Genomic DNA, 19120 nt, shown 5'->3' on the forward strand with positions numbered 1-19120 from the left:
GCCCAAACGCCAGTATGAACTTGCGCTGAGCGCTATGTTTTTCAAAATCCATGCAGACGCCAACCGCCCGTCCACAGCATCCATGAAAGCGCGGTAGTGCGCACGCCCTGATTTACACATAATGGTTTGTGGGTGCTGACCCGCTCGCGCACTGCGCGAGTCCTTCATGCCTGCTGCTGGCACGGTGGCAGAGGTTTTCAAGGAGCTATATGGGTGATACCGGCTTAGTACGCCATGTCCCAGGCACAGGCAAGAGGAAGGCCTTCTGGATTGCCGTAAGTGCCGGCCTGCTGGCCGTTGCCCTCCCCATTGTGTTTTCCATCTACTGGGCCTGGAAACTCAATCTCAGCAACCAGATTGATTTCACCGCTTCGGTCGCCAAGGAGGTGTTGCGCAAAAGCAGTGAGGGCATTGAGCAGATGGAGCGCATCACTGCCACCTTGGCTCGCGCTGGCATGTCGGACCCCTGTTCGCTCGAGAGCCTGCGCCTGATGGGTACGCTGAAGCTGCAGTCCGACCAGATCCAAGCGGTGGGCTATGTGCAAGACAACGTGCTGCAGTGCACCGCCTTCGGGCGGCACAACATCTATCTGGGAGAGCCCACGTTTGTCACGCCCCTGGGCTCCAAGGTGTGGTCAGCCCATGAACTGCCGACGCTGCCGGGTTCATCGTTTTTGATCCTGGCACCCCGAGCCAGAGGCTATGTCGTCATCATCCTGCCCAAAACCTTTCTGGATGTGTTTACCGATGATGCCCACATGTCGCTGGGGCTGTATTCGCTGTCGGCCCAGCGCGTCATCGTCAGCCGCGGGAAGTGGGAGCCCCAGTGGCTGGAGCGACTGGGCAATGCGCAGCAGGTGCAGTTTGTCGACAAAGACAACTTTGTGGTCATCCGCCGCTCCGGCAAGTTTGAATTTGCCTCCTATGTGGCGGTGCCCGTGGTGAAGGTCGATGAAGGCCTGTACCGCATGGCCGCCATCCTCGTGCCCGTCGGGGTGCTCGCAGGCACCCTGCTGGCGCTGGCCGTGCTGCATCTGGCACGGCAGCAACTGTCCTTGACCGGGGCACTCAAAGTCGCGTTGAAGCGCAAAGAGTTCGTGCTGCACTACCAGCCCATTGTCGATTTGCAGACCGGGCAGTGGGTGGGGGCCGAAGCGCTGATCCGCTGGCTGCGCCCCACCGGCGAGATGGTGCCGCCGGATGTGTTCATCAAGGCCGCCGAGGAAACGGGCATGATCCGCGACATCACCGCGCAGGTTATCGCGATGGTGGGCCACGATGCACCGCACTTTTTTGCGCGCTACCCAGACTTTCACATTGCCATCAATTTGTCGACGGCCGATCTGGAGTCGCACGCCACGGTGGAAAAGCTGGCCCGCCTGCGCCAGAAAATTGGTGCGCGCCCCGGCAATCTGATGGTGGAAGCCACCGAGCGCGGCCTGATGAAGGCGGACATCGTCCAACGCATCCTGAGCGAGATTCGGTCGCTGGACATCTACGTCGCGATTGATGACTTTGGCACCGGCTACTCCAGCCTGTCGTATCTGGAAAAGTTCGATCTGGATTACCTGAAGATCGACAAATCTTTCGTCGACACCATGGGCCAAGACTCCGCCTCCAGCCAGGTGGCGCCGCACATCATAGAAATGGCCAAGTCGCTGAATCTGACCATGATTGCCGAGGGGGTCGAGACCCCCGCACAAGCCCAGTATCTGCGTGAGCGGGGGGTGCAACTGGCACAAGGCTGGCTGTTTGCCAAGCCCATGCCCTTTGCCAAGCTGCTGGAAGGTCTGGCAACATCGCACCGCGCGTGAGTACGGCTGGCACATAAGGGCTGTTGCGGTGGAGCTAAGCCGCCACCACGCCCCCGCGCACTTCACGCGGTATGGCCCAACACCCTGGCATCACCCAGCCTGCAACTGCTGAAGCAGCTGCAGGCAGCCCCTTCCAAACAGATATTTTTTTATCGAGCTAGCGCTTGAGCCGGTGCTGAAAGTCATGCGTACGCAAAGCCATCTAAGCATCAATTAATTGCAAGTGCTCACACTCCAATCAACCCTTGGTAATAAGTTGTTATTTCTAAGTTTTTTTGTTACATTGCAGCAAAATCATCATTAAAAATCACATGGCAATGACAAGCAATAAATCGCTGAATTCACGAAAAATTTATTATAAAAATAATATATCTCGCCGTATTAAAATTACTGCTGCTGCAGCTATTTTACTGACCGCAACAGGCTGCCAAACCACGCAAAGCGGTGGAAATATCATTAAAGATAATTTTGCTAGCGAAGACCCTTGCTCTAATAATTCCAGAAATATTGGTATAGCAGTGGGTGTAGTCGGTGGAACTATTTTAGGAAAAGTATTAGGTGGTGATAAAACAGGTATGGTAGTTGGTGCTGCCGTAGGAGGTTTGTTAGGCGGATTAATTGGAAATGATATTGATCGTCGCCGCTGTGATTTATACAAAATAGCCAAAAAACACCAAATTGATATGCAGGTAGACGATATCAATGAAGTGCAGGCAGATAAAAACAGCAGCAAAAAAGGGATGAGTGTTTCCGTGCGTGATAACAGTGAGCAATTTGCAGTCGGCTCCGCCAAACTCACTTCCAGCGGTACAGAAGCATTCAAAGCGATTGCCCAGAGCTACATGCCGTCACCGGATCCAAAAAATGCAGCGGCCACGCGTGAGCGTACGCAAAAAATGCGCATTTTGTTGGTGGGGCACACCGATGACACGGGTTCATCTGCACAGAACGCGCAACTGTCTGAAGCACGCGCCCGTGCAGTGGCTGAAATTTTTGCCAGCCAAGGGTTTGATCGCAGCCAAATCTTCTACCAAGGTGCCGGAGAGACGCTCCCTATAGCCAACAATATCGATGAAGCTGGCCGTACTCGCAACCGCCGGGTAGAAATTCTGGATTTGAGCGACGACACCGCTTTTGACAACTACCTCTCTGGCGGCCGCCGCACCAACACTGCGTTCTACCGTGAAGCTACGCCAGAGCAGCAAAAAACGGTAAGCACCAGCACGGCCAAACCGCGCGCAGCAGGCAAAGCCCAAGCTGATAAGAACAGCGTCCAAAAGGCGGTCACCGTCCCGTCGCCCACCACCAGCGCCCACCCGCACATCATCGCTCCATCAGCGCATGCTGCGCCCGCAGTGACGCTGGTTACACCCTCAGCGCCTGCACGCACTGCTCCGGCCCCCGAAGCCAGCATAACGCGCACCAATATCAAACCGGGTGCAGTGGACTTTGGCGGTACGCCCGTCAACGGACGCCCGGTCGTGCTAGCACTGGGAGGCGCAGCGCCCAGTAGCACGTTTTCAATCATCTCGACAGCTCAGGCCGATGAGGCCGCAGGCCTGCTTAGTTGCTTGCAAGACCGCCCACGCGTTGCGCGGGGCGTGAAGTCTCTGCGCACCGACAAGCTGCGCACCACGGACTACTTGCCCGGCGTCTATGACAGCAGTTGGGTGGCCAGTGTCAACGGCCACTTACTGGCACTCAACCACGTAGCCGTTTTGCGCGATGGCGCTGTGCCTGCGCGCAATCCTGATTTGCTGGTCTATCGCGACTACCAAGGTGACGCCAAGGCACGAGCAGATTTCACTAGCAAGCCCGAAGTCAACGCCTATATGGGCAAAAATGGGCTGCTTTATCGTGTGTTCTCTGCGGGGCCAGTGCAGTGTATGGACATCTTGATTCCACACCAAAAAGCAACCACTGCCAGCAGCGGAAATCTGATTTACCCCGGCCAAGGTGATTATTTCCAAAAAGATTTTTCGCCACGCCTGGCAAAATAAATAATCAAACATTACAACAGGAATAAAAATGGAAAACATTATAGATTTCATAACAAAAAATATAGTTGCCATAGGTACACTGATGGCAGTGGCACTGGTATTTATGGCTTATATTTCCAACAATCGCTTTAAATTATGGGTAGTAGATTTTTGTGTCACATTCCCAGTCATTGGACATATTGCACGCCTGTCTAAAGATAAAACCCAAGGAACACCCGGCTGGTTGCGCTCTGAAGAAAAACTGTGTGCCAGCTATAAGCCTTTTGTGAATTTGATGACACGCGATATGTTCAATCAGCGTATTGAATACTTGCGCAAGGCTGCTGATTTGGGCCGCTCGCCCACACCATTTTTTGTGTGGACACTGCTGGTTGTGCTGGTGATTGCCGAAGGCTTGGGATTTTCTTACCTGTTGGGCTCTTGGATGGCCCGTGAAGGCAGTGCCAACACCCACACTTTGCTGATGTTTGCCATCGTTTTGGTGTTGTGCGTGATTTTAGTGGCACTGACCCACTTTGCTGGTCACCAGTACTACCGCACTTCCTTGCTGCGTTCGTGCTTCGCCCGTTACAAAGAACGCGGTAGCGATGAATATTCCGTCAGCACCGTGTCTTTGAATATGGACCAATCGGTGGACTCCAAAGATCCAGACTTCAAGCAAACTATTAACCGCGTGGGCAAGCATTCGCACGACGTGGGCAGCTATGCCGGCGGCATTATTGCCATCATCGCGATTGCATTTATCGCTGTGGTGTCCACCTACATGCGCGTGAAAAACATGGAAAGCGAGCTGATCCGTGAAACAACGGGCCATACCGTGCAGGCACAAGCGGCTGCAAGTTCTGGCAACCCCTTTGACACCCTGGTTCTACCCACCGAAGTGCAAGCGTCTCAACAAGATGCGGACAGCAAAGCCCAAAATGAAGCGCTGGATGCCGTCTCCAGCGAAGGATTGGCTGCATTTGCCATGCTGGGCTTCATCTTTGTGATCACACAAATCGTGGGTATGGGGGCAGGCTACAAGTACGAATTTGCAGGTCGCGAATCGCAAAAAGCGTTTAACGGCCTGGGCGGCTTTTCTACCTACGAAGACTATTTAGCTTACTTCCGCCCACTTCGTGACATGGTCAATGGCCGTTTGAAGGATTTGCAACAGCGCATTGAAAGCAAATCGCACACCAAACTGGAATTGCGCAACTCTTTTGACGATTACCTGCGCGAACAACGCCTCAAGGACCGCGAAGACAGCCAAATCAACTTTGACCCAATCGTTGCCGATCGTACCCCTATCGCTGCAACTACGGCCCAAGTGCCACCTGCTGTGCCAGTGCCCGTAGCATCTGTAGCGCCCGCAGCAGTTTCCGTTGCAGCTCAGGCATCGCCAGCACTGACCGTTGCCGATGTACTGGCTGCCATGCAGGCCATGAACAACGACACAGAAGCAGAGAAAGCATATTTCTTGAGTCTGCCCGACAGCATGCGCAAGCACCCCGAACTGCTGTCCTGGCTGAAGGAGCGCAAGGCAGCACGTGAGGCCGCCGCCAACCAAGCTGTCGTCAATGACCTGTTCTAAGGCAAGAGTCATGAATTTGCTGAAAACATGCATTTTCACGGCCCTGTGGGGTGCGGCATCTTGGAGTATGGCCAGCACCATCAACTCGGTGCCCAGTTGCTACGCAGCCAACAAGCTGCCCATGGCCGCGCCAGCGCCTGAGCGTGAAGTGTTCATCTTGCTAGACCAGACTACGCCGCTGGATGCCAGCTTGCAAAAATCCGTCATGGACAACGCAGGCCGCCTCATCCAGCCGGGCACGGCCTATTCGATTGCCACCTTCTCTTCGTTTGGCCAAGGGCGTTATCTGGAACTGCTCTCTGCCGGCACCTTGGAGGTACCCCTGCCTGAAGCAACACGCAGCAGCGTGGGTGTGAAAGTGCTGCGCAGTCTAGATGCTTGTCTGACCGGCCAACAAAACTATGTGCGCAAGGCAGCTGCCACAGCGCTGCAGCAAGCCATGGCCGGCATCAGTGCGGACTATGCCAAGTCCGATGTGATGGCCAGCGTCAAAGAGATGTCTGCGCGCATCAAACAGTCGCCCGCGCCTTCCAAGATTTTGTTCTTGGTCTCTGACATGCTGGAGAACTCTGGCGTCAGCAGCTTCTACGCCAACCGCAACGTGCGTTCACTCAACGCCAACACTGAGCTGCAAAAAGCAGCGTCTGCAGGCATGCTGGCGGACTTGGCTGGCGCACGCGTATTTGTACTAGGTGCTGGTCTGGTGCAAGACGCCAACAGCAAAGGCTCCGCCAAAGACAGCGGCATCTACCGCGACCCAAAGACCATGGCTGCACTGAAAGATTTCTGGTCGCAGTACTTCCAACGCAGCGATGCCAAGCTGCAAGAGTTCGGAATGCCCGCTCTGCTGGTGCCAGTGCAGTAAACATTTAACGCGGTCGATGCGTTCGATGCAGCTCATCACTACTCAGCATCCATCGCATCGCACCCCATTAAAAAGAGAGCAGTTAGCGCATATGCAAAGAGGCTTTCAGCATTTATAGATGCTGAAAGCCTCTTACAAAAAGCGCTAGCTGCTCTCTTTTTTATTTATATGCTGCCGGTGCCGCGAACCCATTGCGCCCCGGGAACTCGGGTGCCAGCGCTCGCGCATTCGGCATCTTCAGCCACAGGCGCAGCAGCTTGCGCCGCTGCTGCGGCGCGTCATGGTCTTCAAACCCATTGCGCGAATGCAGCACCGCGTAGTTGTTGGCAAACTGCATGTCGCCGGGCTCCAGCATCATGTCCAGCCGCAACGCAGGCATGTGCATGGTTTGGTCGAACACATCCAGCGCCTGCACTTCGACGGGGGTGAGCGGCAGATTGCGCATTTCGTGGCCCAGCTCCAGGTACTGGCGCAGGTAACGGCACGTGAGTTTGCCTTGGTGGTAGCTGAAGATGGGGGTCAGGCCCGGCTCGGAACCGGTTTCGCACAGGTTGGCGCAGTACCACTGGCGGTAATACAGGCCCAGCAACTCTGGGTGGGTGCGCAAAATTTCGTTGTAGATGGCGCCCACACTCACCAAGCTGGAGAGCCCCCCCTCTTTGGCTTTGCGCACGCACAGCAGGCCCACCACGTCGGAAGGGTCGGTGTGGTAGGGCAGGTAGCTGTTAGTTTCGTACACGCGGGTGGTTTTTTGAGTTTCGTCGCCCACATTCATCACCAGCCCCAGCAGGTCACCGCGCGGGTTTTGCCGCACAGGCTGGCCCAGGTGCAGGCCAATGCCGTAGTAGATGGCGTTGATCTGCTCATCGCTATAGCGCGCTACGGGCAAACCACGCAGCAGGACAAAACCGCGGCCGTTTTCCAGCGTGTCGGCGTGTTGCGCCAGCTCGGCCCGGAAAAACGCGGGCAGCGGAAAGTCCGCTTGCGTGAAGTTGGGAAACGCCAAGCCCTGCTGCTGCAAATGGGCCAAGGCCGCATCCAGCGCAGCAATGGCTTGCGCGCTGAGGTGGTGAATCCACGTCGTGTCGCCCGCCAAGTCGTCACCGCGCCATGCGGCAGGGCCTGTCACCGGGGTTTGAAGAATGATGCTCACGCTGTACTTTCCGTCTGACTGAAGGCAATTCAGGGTTAACCCGAAAAACAGTCATCCTAGTGCGCAAACCGCCAGGCTGCAGAGCGGTGCAATCGCCATCGAAGACGTGGGGTATCACTGGTTTTTTTGCAGCCTGCAAGGCCGCGCAATGATCGTGATGAAAAGTTCTTTGCAGGCATTTTTCTTTCAGCCGATCGCTTTTGCTGTGCAACCCGTTTTTGCTCACGACCCATTCGGCACAGTTTTTCGCCATGGGACTGCATGGGCAAAAACCCAGTTTTCGCCCCCCAAGGCCCTGCTCTACAGTGAGACATTCGCTATTTGCTAGGAGGCGCCATGGCCAGTGCTGGGGGTGATTGGAAAGACATGTACTACGCCGCAGAGCGCGGCGATGTGGACTGCGTACGCTTTCACTTGCGTGAAGGGGTGGATGTGAACTACCAGCACCCCGAGGCGATGATGTCCGCCTTGGTCATCAGCATCTTGAACGGCCATACCGATGTGGTGCGCGCGCTGCTCGAGCATGGGGCCGACGCCAATCTGCCCGCCGAACTGGGGAGCATCACGCCACTGCAAGCCGCACAGCAGCAACAGCGCGCAGACCTGCAAAGACTTTTGCAGCAGTTTGGCGCCCATGCACCACCGGCGCCCAGTCGCCTCCATTTTTGGCGGCGCTGGCTGCCGCTGTAAAAAGGCCGCCACGCCCCTTTGTTTCCGGCTCCGCGCCACAATGCCGATTTTATGCAGATGGTTGCGCCCACCTTATGACTGAACTGAGCTTTGAAGAACACCTGCAAGCAGGCAACACCTTGGTCGCGCAGGCCCAGCAAGCCGCCACGGTAGATTTTCAGCAAGCGCGCGCCCTGTGGCAGCAGGCGGGCAAGCATTTCTTCCACGCCCACCAGCTCGATGGCGGCGATGCCCAAGCGGCCTTCCGGCTGGCACAGGCCTGGATGGCCGAGGCCTACGCGCTGCAAAAAGAAGAATCCAGCAACGCCCTGGTGATGTGGAGCAACGCCGCCGCGCAATGCGAGCTGGCGTTTGACTTGGCGCCCGAAAATGGCCGCATCGCCATGACAGCAGCCAGCTGCCACCACTTTGCCGGAGAGCACGATGCCGCCAAAGCCTGGAAGCAAATTGGCACGCATTTGCTGGCTGATGAACAAGCCGTCGCCGAGCAAGACAACGCGGATGGCAGCAAGGCCGAAGGCGCAGCGTAAACCGCGACGACTTTCGTCTGCTTCAACACCCAGCACAGGGTACGGTACCGATCAGCCTGCGCTCCACCTGCTGGTCTTGCGCATCGTCTGCTGCGCCACCAGCAGACAATGCGCAAGCTGGGCCAAGGCAAACGGCCATCCCAAAAAACAGGAGCACGCCGCGCAACAGCAGCTTGGCTGCGGTGCACATCATGGCTTGCACTCCAGTTTCGGTATATGTAACGACCGCCCGTCCCCAGCGCACTGGGCGGGTCATCCATGCAAGCTACGCAGTGGCCAGAAAACACAGCCGAAGCAAAACGGTTAGGCACACCCCACAGCAGTTGCGCTCTCCCCCCGGCGCGTTTGTTTTGCGCTACAAATTGCACAGAAGTTTAAGTTAATGAGAATAAGTAGCATTACCAAGTGCAATAATCGGTGCACTTCACGTCCACCCAAAAATTCATAACAAGGACATCGCAGCCCCCATGCCCGCGATACGGCGGCTGCGGCTCTTCACCGTTTTCTAACCTGTCTGAATGCCAGCACTGCTGGCATGTTTTGCCATGTCTAAAAAATCACCTGTGTTCTACATCAAGCCTACGCTGCTCGCAGTGGCTGCTGCAGCTTGCGCATCTGCTGCCGCACAAGAAGCCAGCCAAACACTGTCCGAAGTGGTGGTTTCCGCTTCGGGTTTTGAGCAAGACATCAAGGAAGCGCCTGCGTCTATTACCGTTATCACCCGCAAACAGCTGGAAGAAAAGCGTGTCAGCAACTTGGCGCAGGCACTGGAAGACGTGGAAGGTGTAGATGTCGGAGCGGGAACCGATAAAACCGGTGGCCCGAACATCAGCATTCGCGGTATGGGAGCGGATTACACACTGATCCTGATTGATGGCCGTCGCCAGAATGCCGCTGGCAACGTTACGCCCAACGACTTTGGCGGCACACAAACCAGCTTCATTCCTCCCGTTTCAGCAATTGAGCGTATTGAAGTCATTCGTGGCCCTATGTCCACGCTGTACGGCTCCGATGCCATGGGCGGCGTGATCAACATCATCACCCGCAAGGTCAGCAAGACCTGGGGTGGCTCCATCACGTTGGACGGCTCACTCCAAGAAGAGTCCTCTTTTGGTGATACGTATGGCGGCAAGTTCTACCTCAGCGGCCCTATTAAGCAAGATGTGCTCGGCTTAGCCTTGCGCGGTAGCAATGCCAACCGCGAATCCGCCGACATCACTTACTTAGATGACCTGGGTGCAGAAGTGACGCCCGGAATGGCAGCCAACCCGGTCAAGTCTGAGATCAATACGTTGGGCGTTCGCCTGTCCCTGACACCCAATCGCCAGCACGACATCATTTTGGATGTGGAGTCTGGCCGCCAGCGTTACGACAACTCCAAGGGCCAGATGGGCACGTTGGGTGCTGCGGGCGGTTACACCAAAGAACAGAAGTACAACCGTGACCAATGGTCGCTCTCGCACACTGGCCGCTACGCCTTTGGGGTGTGGGATACCAGCTACATGGAAAACAAAACAGAAACCATTGGCCGAATCAATCCAACGACGCTGACTGGCGCTGGACTGTCGGGCGGTGGCTTGCCGCGTCAACTGGAAACCACTAGCAAAGTGTTGGACTCCAAGGTAGTCATGCCTTTGGGCAATCATTTGACAACCTTAGGTGGCCAGTACATGCAAGTGGAAATGATCGATGGTGTCTCGACCACTGGCAAGTGGAATTTTAAGCAGCACGCATTGTTTGCCGAGGACGAATGGAGCTTGACCGACAGCTTCAAGTTGACCTTGGGTGGCCGTTATGACCACCACAGCGAATTCGGCAGCCACTTCAGCCCACGCATTTACGGTGCATGGAAGGCGAACTCTTTCTGGACGGTTAAAGGTGGTGTCAGCGAAGGCTACAAAACTCCTCGCGTAGAACAGTTGTCGCCAGGTATCAATGGATTCGGAAGACAAGGCGCATTGCCGCTGATCGGCAACCCAGACCTGACGCCAGAAACAAGCCGCAGCACTGAATTGAGTTTCCAATTCGACGATGCGCAGCGCTTCTCCGGCGGTATCACGCTCTTTAACAACGAGTTTAAAGACAAGATCGCTTCAGGCGATCCACGCCCGAACTGTACTTATACAAGCCTGCCCAACCAGCCCAACTGTATCAACGTAGGTAACTGGCCAAGCATTGCAGAGTTCGGCCAGTCGATCAACATTGATGAAGCCGTTACGCGTGGTATTGAGCTGAATGGACGCTATGTCATCAACTCCGCTTGGAGCTCCAGTGCCAACTACACCTACACCGAAAGCGAGCAAAAGAGTGGGGAAAACAAGGGAGAGCCGCTGACTGACACACCCAAGCATGCGTTCAACTTACGTTTTGACTGGAAGCCTTCTACGCAATGGAGTGCATGGGCCCGTGCTGAATACCGCAGCGAGAGATATCGTGGCAACCCAAACTCTTCCGATGCCGCAACTGCGGCTGCGGCACAAGCCTTGGGCGACTACAAAGCCTTTACGCAATTCCACATTGGCGGAAGTTACAAGCCAAGCAAACAACTGACCTTCAACGCAGCCATCTACAACTTGTTTAACAAAAATTTTGTTGACTATGGCTCGTATCAGTACATGAACCGTGGCGCTATGACTACTGCTTACAGCAACCGCTATCGCAACCCACAAGAAGGCCGCCGCCTGTGGGTTTCCGGTACTTACGAGTTCTAACTCTGAACTCAAGCCATTAAAAAGGGAGGCTTCAAGCCTCCCTTTTTGCCCCCGCATCTCCATAAAAATAGCTGCCAGCGCTTATCTAATAAGCATCTCCAATAGTTTTCACATTGAAAGCTATATTTAACCTGCGCTATCTGCTACGTTTTTATGGATTACTTGCCCTTCACACCCAGCAGTTCCACCTCAAAATTCAGCGTAGCATTCGGTGGAATCACGCCACCTGCGCCACGGCTGCCGTAGGCGATGCTGGCGGGGCAAGTCAGTTTGGCTTTGCCGCCAACTTTCATTTTCTGCACTCCTTCGGTCCAGCAGGGAATGACGCCATTCAGGGGAAAGTCGATGGGCTGGCCACGGGCGATGGAGCTGTCAAACTCTTTGCCGCTGTCCGGGAACCAGCCGCGGTAATGCACCCGCACGGTATCGGTGGCCTTGGGCTGCGCGCCGCTGCCCTCCTTGATCGTTTCATAGACCAAACCACTGGCCGTGGTTTCAGGTGCTGCGTGTACGCTGCCCAGTGCCAGCACGCTGGCGGCAGCGAAAACAAACCATTGCTTCATCATCAGAACGCTTTCATTCAATCATAAACAAGGGATTACGCCTTGGCAGGCGCTACCCCGATGGCATCGAGGGCGGCACGCACATGGCCCACCGTGCGATCCACGTTATGCCATTTTTCCAGGCCAAACAGCCCGATGCGGAAGGTCTGGAAGTCCGCACCTTCATCGCACTGCAGGGGCACACCGGACGCGGTCTGCAAGCCCACCTCCAGGAATTTCTTGCCGCTCTGGATGCCGGGATCGGTGGTGTAGCTGACCACCACGCCGGGGGCCTTGAAGCCCTCGGCCGCCACGCTCGGAAAGCCGCGTGTCTCCAGCAGCGCACGCACCTTGGTGCCCAGCTCGATCTGCTCCTGGCGCACCTTGTCGAACCCATAGGCGCGGGTCTCCAGCATCACGTCGCGCAGGCGCACCAGCGCATCGGTCGGCATGGTGGTGTGGTAGGCGTGCTGGCCCTTCTCGTAGCCCTCGGCAATCTGCATCCATTTCTTCAAATCGCAGGAGAAGCTGGAGCTTTGCGTGCCGTCGATGGCCTGGCGGGCGCGCTCGGACAGCATCACCATGGCGCAGCAGGGCGAGCTGCTCCAGCCCTTTTGCGGTGCGCTGATCAGTACGTCCACACCAGTCTTGACCATGTCCACCCACATCGCGCCGGAAGCCACGCAGTCCAGCACCATCAGGGCGCCCACTTCGTGCGCGGCATCGGCAATCGTGCGGATGTAGTCGTCGGGCAGCAAGATGCCGCTGGCGGTTTCCACGTGCGGGGCAAACACCACCTTGGGCTTTTCGGCACGGATGGTGGCGGCCACGTCTTGCGCGGCGCATGGCGCCCACGGGTCCTGGCTGCCGGCCCCCTGCTTGCGCGCCTTGCAGACCACGGCACCACCGCCCAGACCGAAGTTGCCAACCTCAAAAATCTGCGTCCAGCGGTAGCTGAACCAGCCGTTGCGCACGATCAGCACCTTCTGCCCGTTGGCAAACTGGCGCGCCACGGCCTCCATGCCGAAGGTGCCGCTGCCCGGCACCAGCACTGCGGTGTGGGCGTGGTAGACCTCTTTGAGCGTGCCCAGAATGTCTTGCACTACGCCGGTAAAGCGTTTGGACATGTGGTTGAGCGCGCGATCGGTGTAGACCACCGAAAATTCCAGCAGTCCATCAGGATCGATATCGGGCAAAAGTCCAGGCATGGTTTCTCCAAAATTTAATAAGGCCGCGATGCGGCCTGTTTGCTATAAAAATCAGCTTAGCACGGCACTTTTTGCAGCGCGAGCAAGCTCGTGACTTTGGTATACCCCGCATATGCCGATGCGTATGCCACTTGTGCCATATCAAAAACCATCTCGCAGGCTGGACACCTGCAGCCTCAGGCCTGGCTGCTGTAGTCGCGGGCTCCAAAAATACCGCTGCCCACCCGCACCATGGTGCTGCCTGCGGCAATCGCCATCTGCATATCTGCAGTCATGCCCAGGCTCACCGTATCCCACTGCTCCAACCCCACGATCCCCGCAGCGCGAATACGGTCAAACACGGCCACCACCTTGCGGTGGACGGCCAGCATGGCATCGTGTGAGGGTAGCGGATCAGGAATACTCATCACCCCGCGCAGCTGCAGTCTGGGCAGCGCCGCAATGCACTGCGCCAGCGCCAGCGCCTCCTCGGGGGAGCAGCCCGATTTGGTCTCCCCGCCATCCACATTCACCTGAATGCACACTTGCAGCGGCGCCAAATGCTCAGGCCGCTGCGCATCCAGCCGCTGGGCAATTTTTTCGCGATCCACGGTATGCACCCAGTCAAAGTGCTGGGCGACCAGTTTGGTCTTGTTGCTTTGAATCGGGCCAATGCAGTGCCACTGCAAAGGAGGTACATCGGCCATTGCCTGCACGGCGGCGATTTTTTCCACCCCTTCCTGGATGTAGTTTTCGCCAAATGCGCGCTGCCCCGCCAAGGCTGCCTCACGCACCGCCTCTGCGGGAAATGTTTTGGATACCGCCAGCAAAGTCACTTCTGTGGGCTGCCTGCCGCACTTTTGACATGCATCGGTAATCTGAGCGCGAACGCTTTGGAGCTTGCTGGCAATCGTGGTCATAATCTTTCGAAGCGTACCAAACCAACCAGCTACTTCCATCAAGCTGCCCTCAAGAGGCACTGCATTGAGGTGGCATTCGAGAGGGAGATCTGTTGTGGACATCACCACCCTGCTGGCTTTTAGCGTTAAGAACAAGGCGTCCGACCTGCACCTCTCCGCAGGTCTGCCCCCCATGATTCGGGTGCACGGTGATGTGCGCCGCATCAATGTAGAGCCACTGGACCACAAAGCCGTGCACGCCATGGTCTACGACATCATGAACGACGGCCAGCGCAAGGCCTATGAAGAAAACCTGGAGGTCGACTTCTCCTTCGAGATTGCAGGCCTGGCACGTTTTCGTGTAAACGCTTTCAACCAATACCGCGGCGCAGCGGCCGTTTTCCGTACCATTCCCAGCAAAGTTTTGACGCTCGAAGACTTGAACGCGCCCAAAATTTTTGCGGAACTGGCTATGAAACCACGCGGCTTGGTGCTCGTCACCGGCCCCACGGGCTCGGGTAAATCGACCACCCTGGCCGCCATGGTGGACTATCTCAACCACAACGACCATGGCCACATTCTGACGGTGGAAGACCCCATCGAGTTTGTGCACGACTCCAAAAAATGCCTGGTCAACCAGCGCGAAGTGGGGCCCATGACCCATTCATTTGCCGCTGCCTTGCGTTCTGCACTGCGTGAAGACCCCGACTGCATTTTGGTGGGCGAAATGCGTGACCTGGAAACCATACGCCTGGCGATGACCGCGGCAGAAACCGGCCACTTGGTGTTTGGCACGCTGCACACCTCCAGCGCTGCCAAAACCATCGACCGTATCATCGACGTCTTCCCTGCCGAAGAAAAAGAAATGGTGCGCGCCATGCTGTCGGAGTCGCTGCAGGCCGTGATTTCGCAGACCCTGTGCAAAACCAAAGATGGCAATGGCCGCGTTGCAGCGCACGAGATCATGATTGGCACCAGCGCCATCCGCAACCTGATTCGCGAAGGCAAAGTGGCACAGATGTATTCGACCATCCAGACCAGCAGCAATGTGGGCATGCAGACGCTGGACCAGAACCTGACGGATTTGGTGCGCCGCAACCTCATCAGCGCGGCAGAGGCACGCAGCAAGGCCAAATCTCCGGAAAACTTCCCCGGTTGAGCCCCTACAGGTATTTGGAAAGAGCAATATGGAACGCGATCAGGCCAGTAAATTTATCAACGATCTGCTCAAGCTCATGGTCTCCCGCAAGGGCAGTGACTTGTTCATCACCGCCGAATTTCCGCCCGCCATCAAGGTCGACGGCAAGGTCACGCGCCTGATGGAACAGCCCTTGGTGGCAGCGCATACCTTGTCGCTTGCCCGCTCCATCATGAGCGACAAGCAAGTCGCAGAGTTTGAGCGCACCAAGGAATGCAATTTTGCGATTTCGCCTGCAGGGATTGGCCGTTTTCGCGTGAACGCCTTCATTCAGCAAGGCCGTGTTGGCATGGTGCTGCGGACCATTCCGGCCAGCATCCCCACCATCGACGGCATGGGACTGCCCCAGGTGCTCAAAGAAGTGGCCATGACCAAGCGGGGCCTGTGCATCTTTGTGGGCGCCACGGGCTCGGGCAAATCCACGTCGCTGGCAGCCATGGTGGACTGGCGCAACGAACACTCGCAAGGCCACATCGTGACGGTGGAAGACCCGATCGAGTTCGTGCACCCGCACAAAAACTGCATCATCACCCAGCGCGAAGTGGGTCTGGACACCGACAGCTGGGAGGCGGCGCTCAAGAACTCGCTGCGCCAGGCGCCCGACGTAATCCTGATGGGCGAAATCCGCGACCGCGAAACCATGGAACACGCCATCGTGTTCTCCGAAACCGGCCACCTGTGCCTGGCCACGCTGCACGCCAACAATGCCAACCAGGCGCTAGACCGCATCGTCAACTTCTTCCCGGAAGAGCGCCGCGAACAACTGCTGATGGACTTGTCGCTCAACCTGCGCGGCATGATTTCACAGCGTCTCTTGCCCAAAGAAGGCGGCACAGGGCGCGTGGCGGCGCTGGAGGTATTGCTCAACACCCCGCTGATCTCGGACCTGATTGCCAAGGGTGATGTGGTGGAGATCAAGGAGATCATGAAAAAGAGCCGTGAACTGGGCATGCAGACTTTTGACCAGTCGCTGTTTGACCTGTACGAAAGCGGTGCGGTCATGTACGAAGACGCGCTACGCAATGCAGACTCCGTCAACGATTTGCGCCTGCAAATCAAGCTGCACAGCAAGCGTGCGCACAACATCGACCTCGCAGCCGGCACTGAGCACTTCCGCATCATGTAGGGCTTTAGCTGCAGCTTTCGCATAAAAAATCCCGGCCAGTGCCGGGATTTTTTATGCGGTTTGCACACCAAGTGTCATCAATTCTGCGCGGCAGGATCTTGCTCTACAGGCGCCTCGTCTTGGCGTGTGCGGTACGACGCCAGCTCTTCTTCAGAGACGTTTTCAAACACCCGCACCACCTTGCGCACATCGTTCACCCCGCGGGCAATTTCTGCCGCACGCTTGGCTTCACGGGGCGTCACAATCCCCATCAAATACACCACATTCATCTCCGTCACTACCTTGATGGTGTTGGCCTGCAAGTCCTTGGCATCCAAAATGCTAGCCTTGACCTTGCTGGTGATGAACGTATCTTTGCTGCGCTGGGTGATGGAAGAGATAAACGGCACCACCTCCAGCTCGTTGACCACGCTGCGCACATTCTCCACGCCTGCCACCGCGCGCTCAATCTCAGCCTTCACAGCCGCAGAGCGCACTTCGCCCGTGAGCAGCACCAAGCGATTGAAACTGGTCACGCTGACGCGTTCATCCTGCTTCACCACGGAACGGATCTGCGACGCTGCTGCTTGCTCAATGCGTGTGTCTTCCAGGTACATGCCGGAAGTGCGACGGTCCGAGGCCACCAACGCTGTCGTGACTGCGCCCCCACCTACCAGCAACGGCACACACGCTGTCAGGCCCCCCATCAGCGTTGCGGCTGCCACCACGGCCCAACCTGTTCGACGCCATTGCTCTTTCATTACATCTCCTGTTCGCCAAGTAATTGGGTGTCCACGCCGTCGCACAAGCAGTTCAGCACCAAATCGTGCACTTCGCGCACGCGTGCTGGACGCTCATGCGGCACACAAATCAGCACATCCGTCTCGCGCATGCGGCCTGCCAAAGCACCGCCGGTGTGGCCGGTCAGCGCCACCACCATCATGTCGCGTTCATGGGCTGCATCCACCGCCTCCACCATGCTGTTTTCTTGCCCACTGACCGAAATCAGCAGCAGCACATCACTGGCCTGCCCCAAAGCACGCACTTGCCGCGCCACATAATGGTTCGACAAGTTGGCTGCCCCCGATAGCGAGCCCAGGAACCCGCTGTCTGACGTCAGGGCCACAGCCGCCAGCTCAGGGCGATCGCGTTCAAAGCCACTCACACACAGGCTGGCAAACATCTGTGCTTGGCTGGCAGAGGCGCCAGAGCCGCAGGCCAAGATTTTTCCGCCGCCGGTAATACACGCCAGCAAGGCCTGCACCGCCGCAGAAATTGGCAAGCTCAGTGACTGCGCAGACTGGTATTTCAAGTCTGCGCTGTCTATGAAGTGTTGTTGGATTTGTTGCTCAAGCATGGGGTAGGAATGATACCTGCGTGCCTTATCGATTTTTGTAGCGTTCGGTTAACACTGCATAGGTGTGCATCCTGCCCGCAAAGTTCCTGCAACGTGCTGTAACCCATGGCACCAGCCCTCACCCCGCATCAAACGCGGCAGGCAGCCACTCGAGTTGCGCGCCATCCAGCAATACGACATCAAAGCGGCATGCCTGCCCTGCCCCATGCTGCAGCAGCCAATGCTGGGCTGCCAGCACCACACGCTGGCGCTTGGCCGCGCTGATGCTGCCGCCCGCCCCGCCAAAGCCGGTGCTGCTGCGGCTGCGCACCTCCACAAACACCACCGTGCCATTGCTTTCTTGCAGGATTAAGTCGATCTCGCCCCCTCCGCGCCCGGGCGTTCGATAATTGCGGGCAAGCAAACGCAGGCCTCGCGCCTGCAGATAGGCCAAGGCTTGGTCTTCAGCAGCTTGGCCACGTGCCGTGGTCGTGCCGCTGACGCCTGGTTGTGGCTTTTTCCCAAGGAAGAACATTGAGCGCCTCTTTCGCTTCGGCATTGACAGCAGCACGCGACGCGGCTGCCTCCCAAAATTATCCGCAAGGTGTGCTGTATGTGGTGGCAACGCCCATCGGCAATCTGGCTGATATCTCGCTGCGCAGCCTGCATGTGCTGCAAATGGTGGATGCGATTGCCTGCGAGGACACGCGCCACACCCAAGGCATGTTGCGCAGCTATGGGCTGGAGCGCCCCGGCCACCAGCTGCTGGCCGTGCACCAGCACAACGAGGCAGAGGCCGCAGCCGGCATCATTGCCCGCCTGCAACAAGGCCAGCGCATTGCGTATGTGAGCGATGCGGGCACCCCCGGCGTCAGCGACCCCGGCGCACGCCTGTGCGCGGCCTTGGCCGCAGCAGGCCTGCGCGCCATGCCGCTGCCCGGTGCCAGCAGCATCACCAGTGCCATCAGCGTGGCGGGCTGTGTGCCGCCCGGGCACACCGATGGCGGCTTTGTGTTTGCGGGTTTCTTGCCCACCAAGAGCGCCGAGCGCCAAGCTGCCGTGCACAAGCTGGCTGCGGAGCCGCGCTGCACCGTGCTGCTGGAGGCACCCCACCGCATCCAGGAAATGGCCAAAGCCTTGGCCGTGCTGGGTGTGCGCAAGGTCACGCTGGCACGCGAAATCACCAAACAATTTGAACAAATCACCACGCACGCCGCCGTGGATGTGGCGGCCTGGTTGGATGCCGAAGCCAACCGCAGCAAAGGCGAGTTTGTGGTGGTCTTGCACCCGGTGGAGGTGCAGCAAGAAAACGGCGAAGCCGAACGGGTGCTGCGGCTGTTGCTGGCGGAGTTGCCAACCAAGACGGCCGTCAAGCTCACCGCAGAGATTACAGGCGGCAATCGCAACACCTTGTATGACCGGGCGCTGGAGATCAAGCGTGAGGGCGAAGACGCTTAAGCCTTGCGGCTTCCTGGCTTGTGCTTCACCTTGGACTGCAGGGGCCGGGTCTTGCCCGG

Annotated in this window: 18 protein-coding genes; 11 read left to right on the forward strand and 7 right to left on the reverse strand. The window is 57.3% G+C overall.

Annotation, left to right across the window (positions count from 1 at the left end; genetic code table 11):
* Positions 1–209: 209 nt before the first annotated feature.
* The 4 genes from QEP12_RS06720 (at position 210) to QEP12_RS06735 (ending at position 6252) form a co-directional block, all read left to right on the forward strand.
* Positions 210–1814 carry an EAL domain-containing protein gene (locus QEP12_RS06720; RefSeq protein ID WP_284213764.1) on the forward strand — a complete coding sequence of 535 codons (1605 nt, stop codon included), beginning with the start codon at positions 210–212 and terminating at the stop codon, positions 1812–1814.
* 311 nt (positions 1815–2125) lie between these two features.
* The gene (locus QEP12_RS06725; protein WP_284213765.1) at positions 2126–3814 is read left to right on the forward strand and encodes an OmpA family protein; all 1689 of its coding nucleotides are present in this window, start codon (positions 2126–2128) and stop codon (positions 3812–3814) included.
* 265 nt (positions 3815–4079) lie between these two features.
* Positions 4080–5387 (forward strand): hypothetical protein, encoded by a 1308-nt coding sequence (locus QEP12_RS06730; protein WP_284213766.1) that lies wholly within the window; start codon positions 4080–4082, stop codon positions 5385–5387.
* 10 nt (positions 5388–5397) lie between these two features.
* Positions 5398–6252, forward strand: coding sequence for a hypothetical protein (locus QEP12_RS06735; protein ID WP_174863931.1), 855 nt, complete (start codon positions 5398–5400; stop codon positions 6250–6252).
* A 160-nt stretch (positions 6253–6412) separates the two neighbouring features.
* Here QEP12_RS06735 and QEP12_RS06740 read toward each other — a convergent pair whose 3' ends face one another.
* Positions 6413–7405 (reverse strand): TauD/TfdA family dioxygenase, encoded by a 993-nt coding sequence (locus QEP12_RS06740; protein WP_174863930.1) that lies wholly within the window; start codon positions 7403–7405, stop codon positions 6413–6415.
* Positions 7406–7553: 148 nt separating this feature from the next.
* On the opposite strand from QEP12_RS06740, the gene QEP12_RS06745 reads away from it, so the two are divergent.
* The 4 genes from QEP12_RS06745 to QEP12_RS06760 all read left to right on the forward strand — a co-directional run bounded on the left by QEP12_RS06745 (position 7554) and on the right by QEP12_RS06760 (position 11336).
* A complete protein-coding gene (locus tag QEP12_RS06745; protein WP_174863928.1) occupies positions 7554–7733 on the forward strand; it encodes a hypothetical protein in 180 nt (59 codons plus the stop codon).
* A gap of 8 nt (positions 7734–7741) precedes the next feature.
* Positions 7742–8095: an ankyrin repeat domain-containing protein gene (locus QEP12_RS06750; RefSeq protein WP_284213767.1), complete on the forward strand. Its 354-nt coding sequence runs from the start codon at positions 7742–7744 to the stop codon at positions 8093–8095.
* 74 nt (positions 8096–8169) lie between these two features.
* Positions 8170–8625 (forward strand): hypothetical protein, encoded by a 456-nt coding sequence (locus QEP12_RS06755; RefSeq protein WP_284213768.1) that lies wholly within the window; start codon positions 8170–8172, stop codon positions 8623–8625.
* Positions 8626–9170: 545 nt separating this feature from the next.
* Positions 9171–11336, forward strand: a complete 2166-nt coding sequence (locus QEP12_RS06760) for a TonB-dependent receptor domain-containing protein (protein WP_284213769.1) — start codon at positions 9171–9173, stop codon at positions 11334–11336.
* Between the two features lie 158 nt (positions 11337–11494).
* Here QEP12_RS06760 and QEP12_RS06765 read toward each other — a convergent pair whose 3' ends face one another.
* The 3 genes from QEP12_RS06765 to QEP12_RS06775 all read right to left on the reverse strand — a co-directional run bounded on the left by QEP12_RS06765 (position 11495) and on the right by QEP12_RS06775 (position 13985).
* Entirely contained in the window at positions 11495–11899 is a 405-nt protein-coding gene (locus tag QEP12_RS06765) for an FKBP-type peptidyl-prolyl cis-trans isomerase (RefSeq protein WP_284213770.1), read from the reverse strand.
* 35 nt (positions 11900–11934) lie between these two features.
* Positions 11935–13086, reverse strand: coding sequence for an aminotransferase class V-fold PLP-dependent enzyme (locus QEP12_RS06770; protein WP_284213771.1), 1152 nt, complete (start codon positions 13084–13086; stop codon positions 11935–11937).
* A 176-nt stretch (positions 13087–13262) separates the two neighbouring features.
* The gene (locus QEP12_RS06775) at positions 13263–13985 is read right to left on the reverse strand and encodes a YggS family pyridoxal phosphate-dependent enzyme (protein ID WP_284213772.1); all 723 of its coding nucleotides are present in this window, start codon (positions 13983–13985) and stop codon (positions 13263–13265) included.
* Positions 13986–14079: 94 nt separating this feature from the next.
* On the opposite strand from QEP12_RS06775, the gene QEP12_RS06780 reads away from it, so the two are divergent.
* Entirely contained in the window at positions 14080–15123 is a 1044-nt protein-coding gene (locus QEP12_RS06780; RefSeq protein WP_174862365.1) for a type IV pilus twitching motility protein PilT, read from the forward strand.
* A 28-nt stretch (positions 15124–15151) separates the two neighbouring features.
* Positions 15152–16288, forward strand: a complete 1137-nt coding sequence (locus QEP12_RS06785; protein WP_284213773.1) for a PilT/PilU family type 4a pilus ATPase — start codon at positions 15152–15154, stop codon at positions 16286–16288.
* A gap of 77 nt (positions 16289–16365) precedes the next feature.
* Here QEP12_RS06785 and QEP12_RS06790 read toward each other — a convergent pair whose 3' ends face one another.
* From QEP12_RS06790 to QEP12_RS06800, 3 genes are all read right to left on the reverse strand, one after another.
* Entirely contained in the window at positions 16366–17028 is a 663-nt protein-coding gene (locus QEP12_RS06790) for a BON domain-containing protein (protein ID WP_174862361.1), read from the reverse strand.
* Positions 17028–17624, reverse strand: a complete 597-nt coding sequence (locus QEP12_RS06795; protein WP_284213774.1) for an SIS domain-containing protein — start codon at positions 17622–17624, stop codon at positions 17028–17030. The genes QEP12_RS06790 and QEP12_RS06795 overlap by 1 nt, the downstream gene beginning before the upstream one ends.
* A 118-nt stretch (positions 17625–17742) precedes the next feature.
* Positions 17743–18138 (reverse strand): YraN family protein, encoded by a 396-nt coding sequence (locus tag QEP12_RS06800; RefSeq protein WP_174862360.1) that lies wholly within the window; start codon positions 18136–18138, stop codon positions 17743–17745.
* Between QEP12_RS06800 and rsmI the strand changes: the two genes are divergently transcribed.
* A complete protein-coding gene (gene rsmI, locus QEP12_RS06805) occupies positions 18138–19061 on the forward strand; it encodes a 16S rRNA (cytidine(1402)-2'-O)-methyltransferase (protein ID WP_284213775.1) in 924 nt (307 codons plus the stop codon). The genes QEP12_RS06800 and rsmI overlap by 1 nt on opposite strands.
* Positions 19062–19120: the final 59 nt, after the last annotated feature.

The sequence above is a fragment of the Comamonas jiangduensis genome (genome assembly GCF_030162955.1).
In the GTDB taxonomy this organism is placed as follows: domain Bacteria; phylum Pseudomonadota; class Gammaproteobacteria; order Burkholderiales; family Burkholderiaceae_C; genus Comamonas; species Comamonas jiangduensis.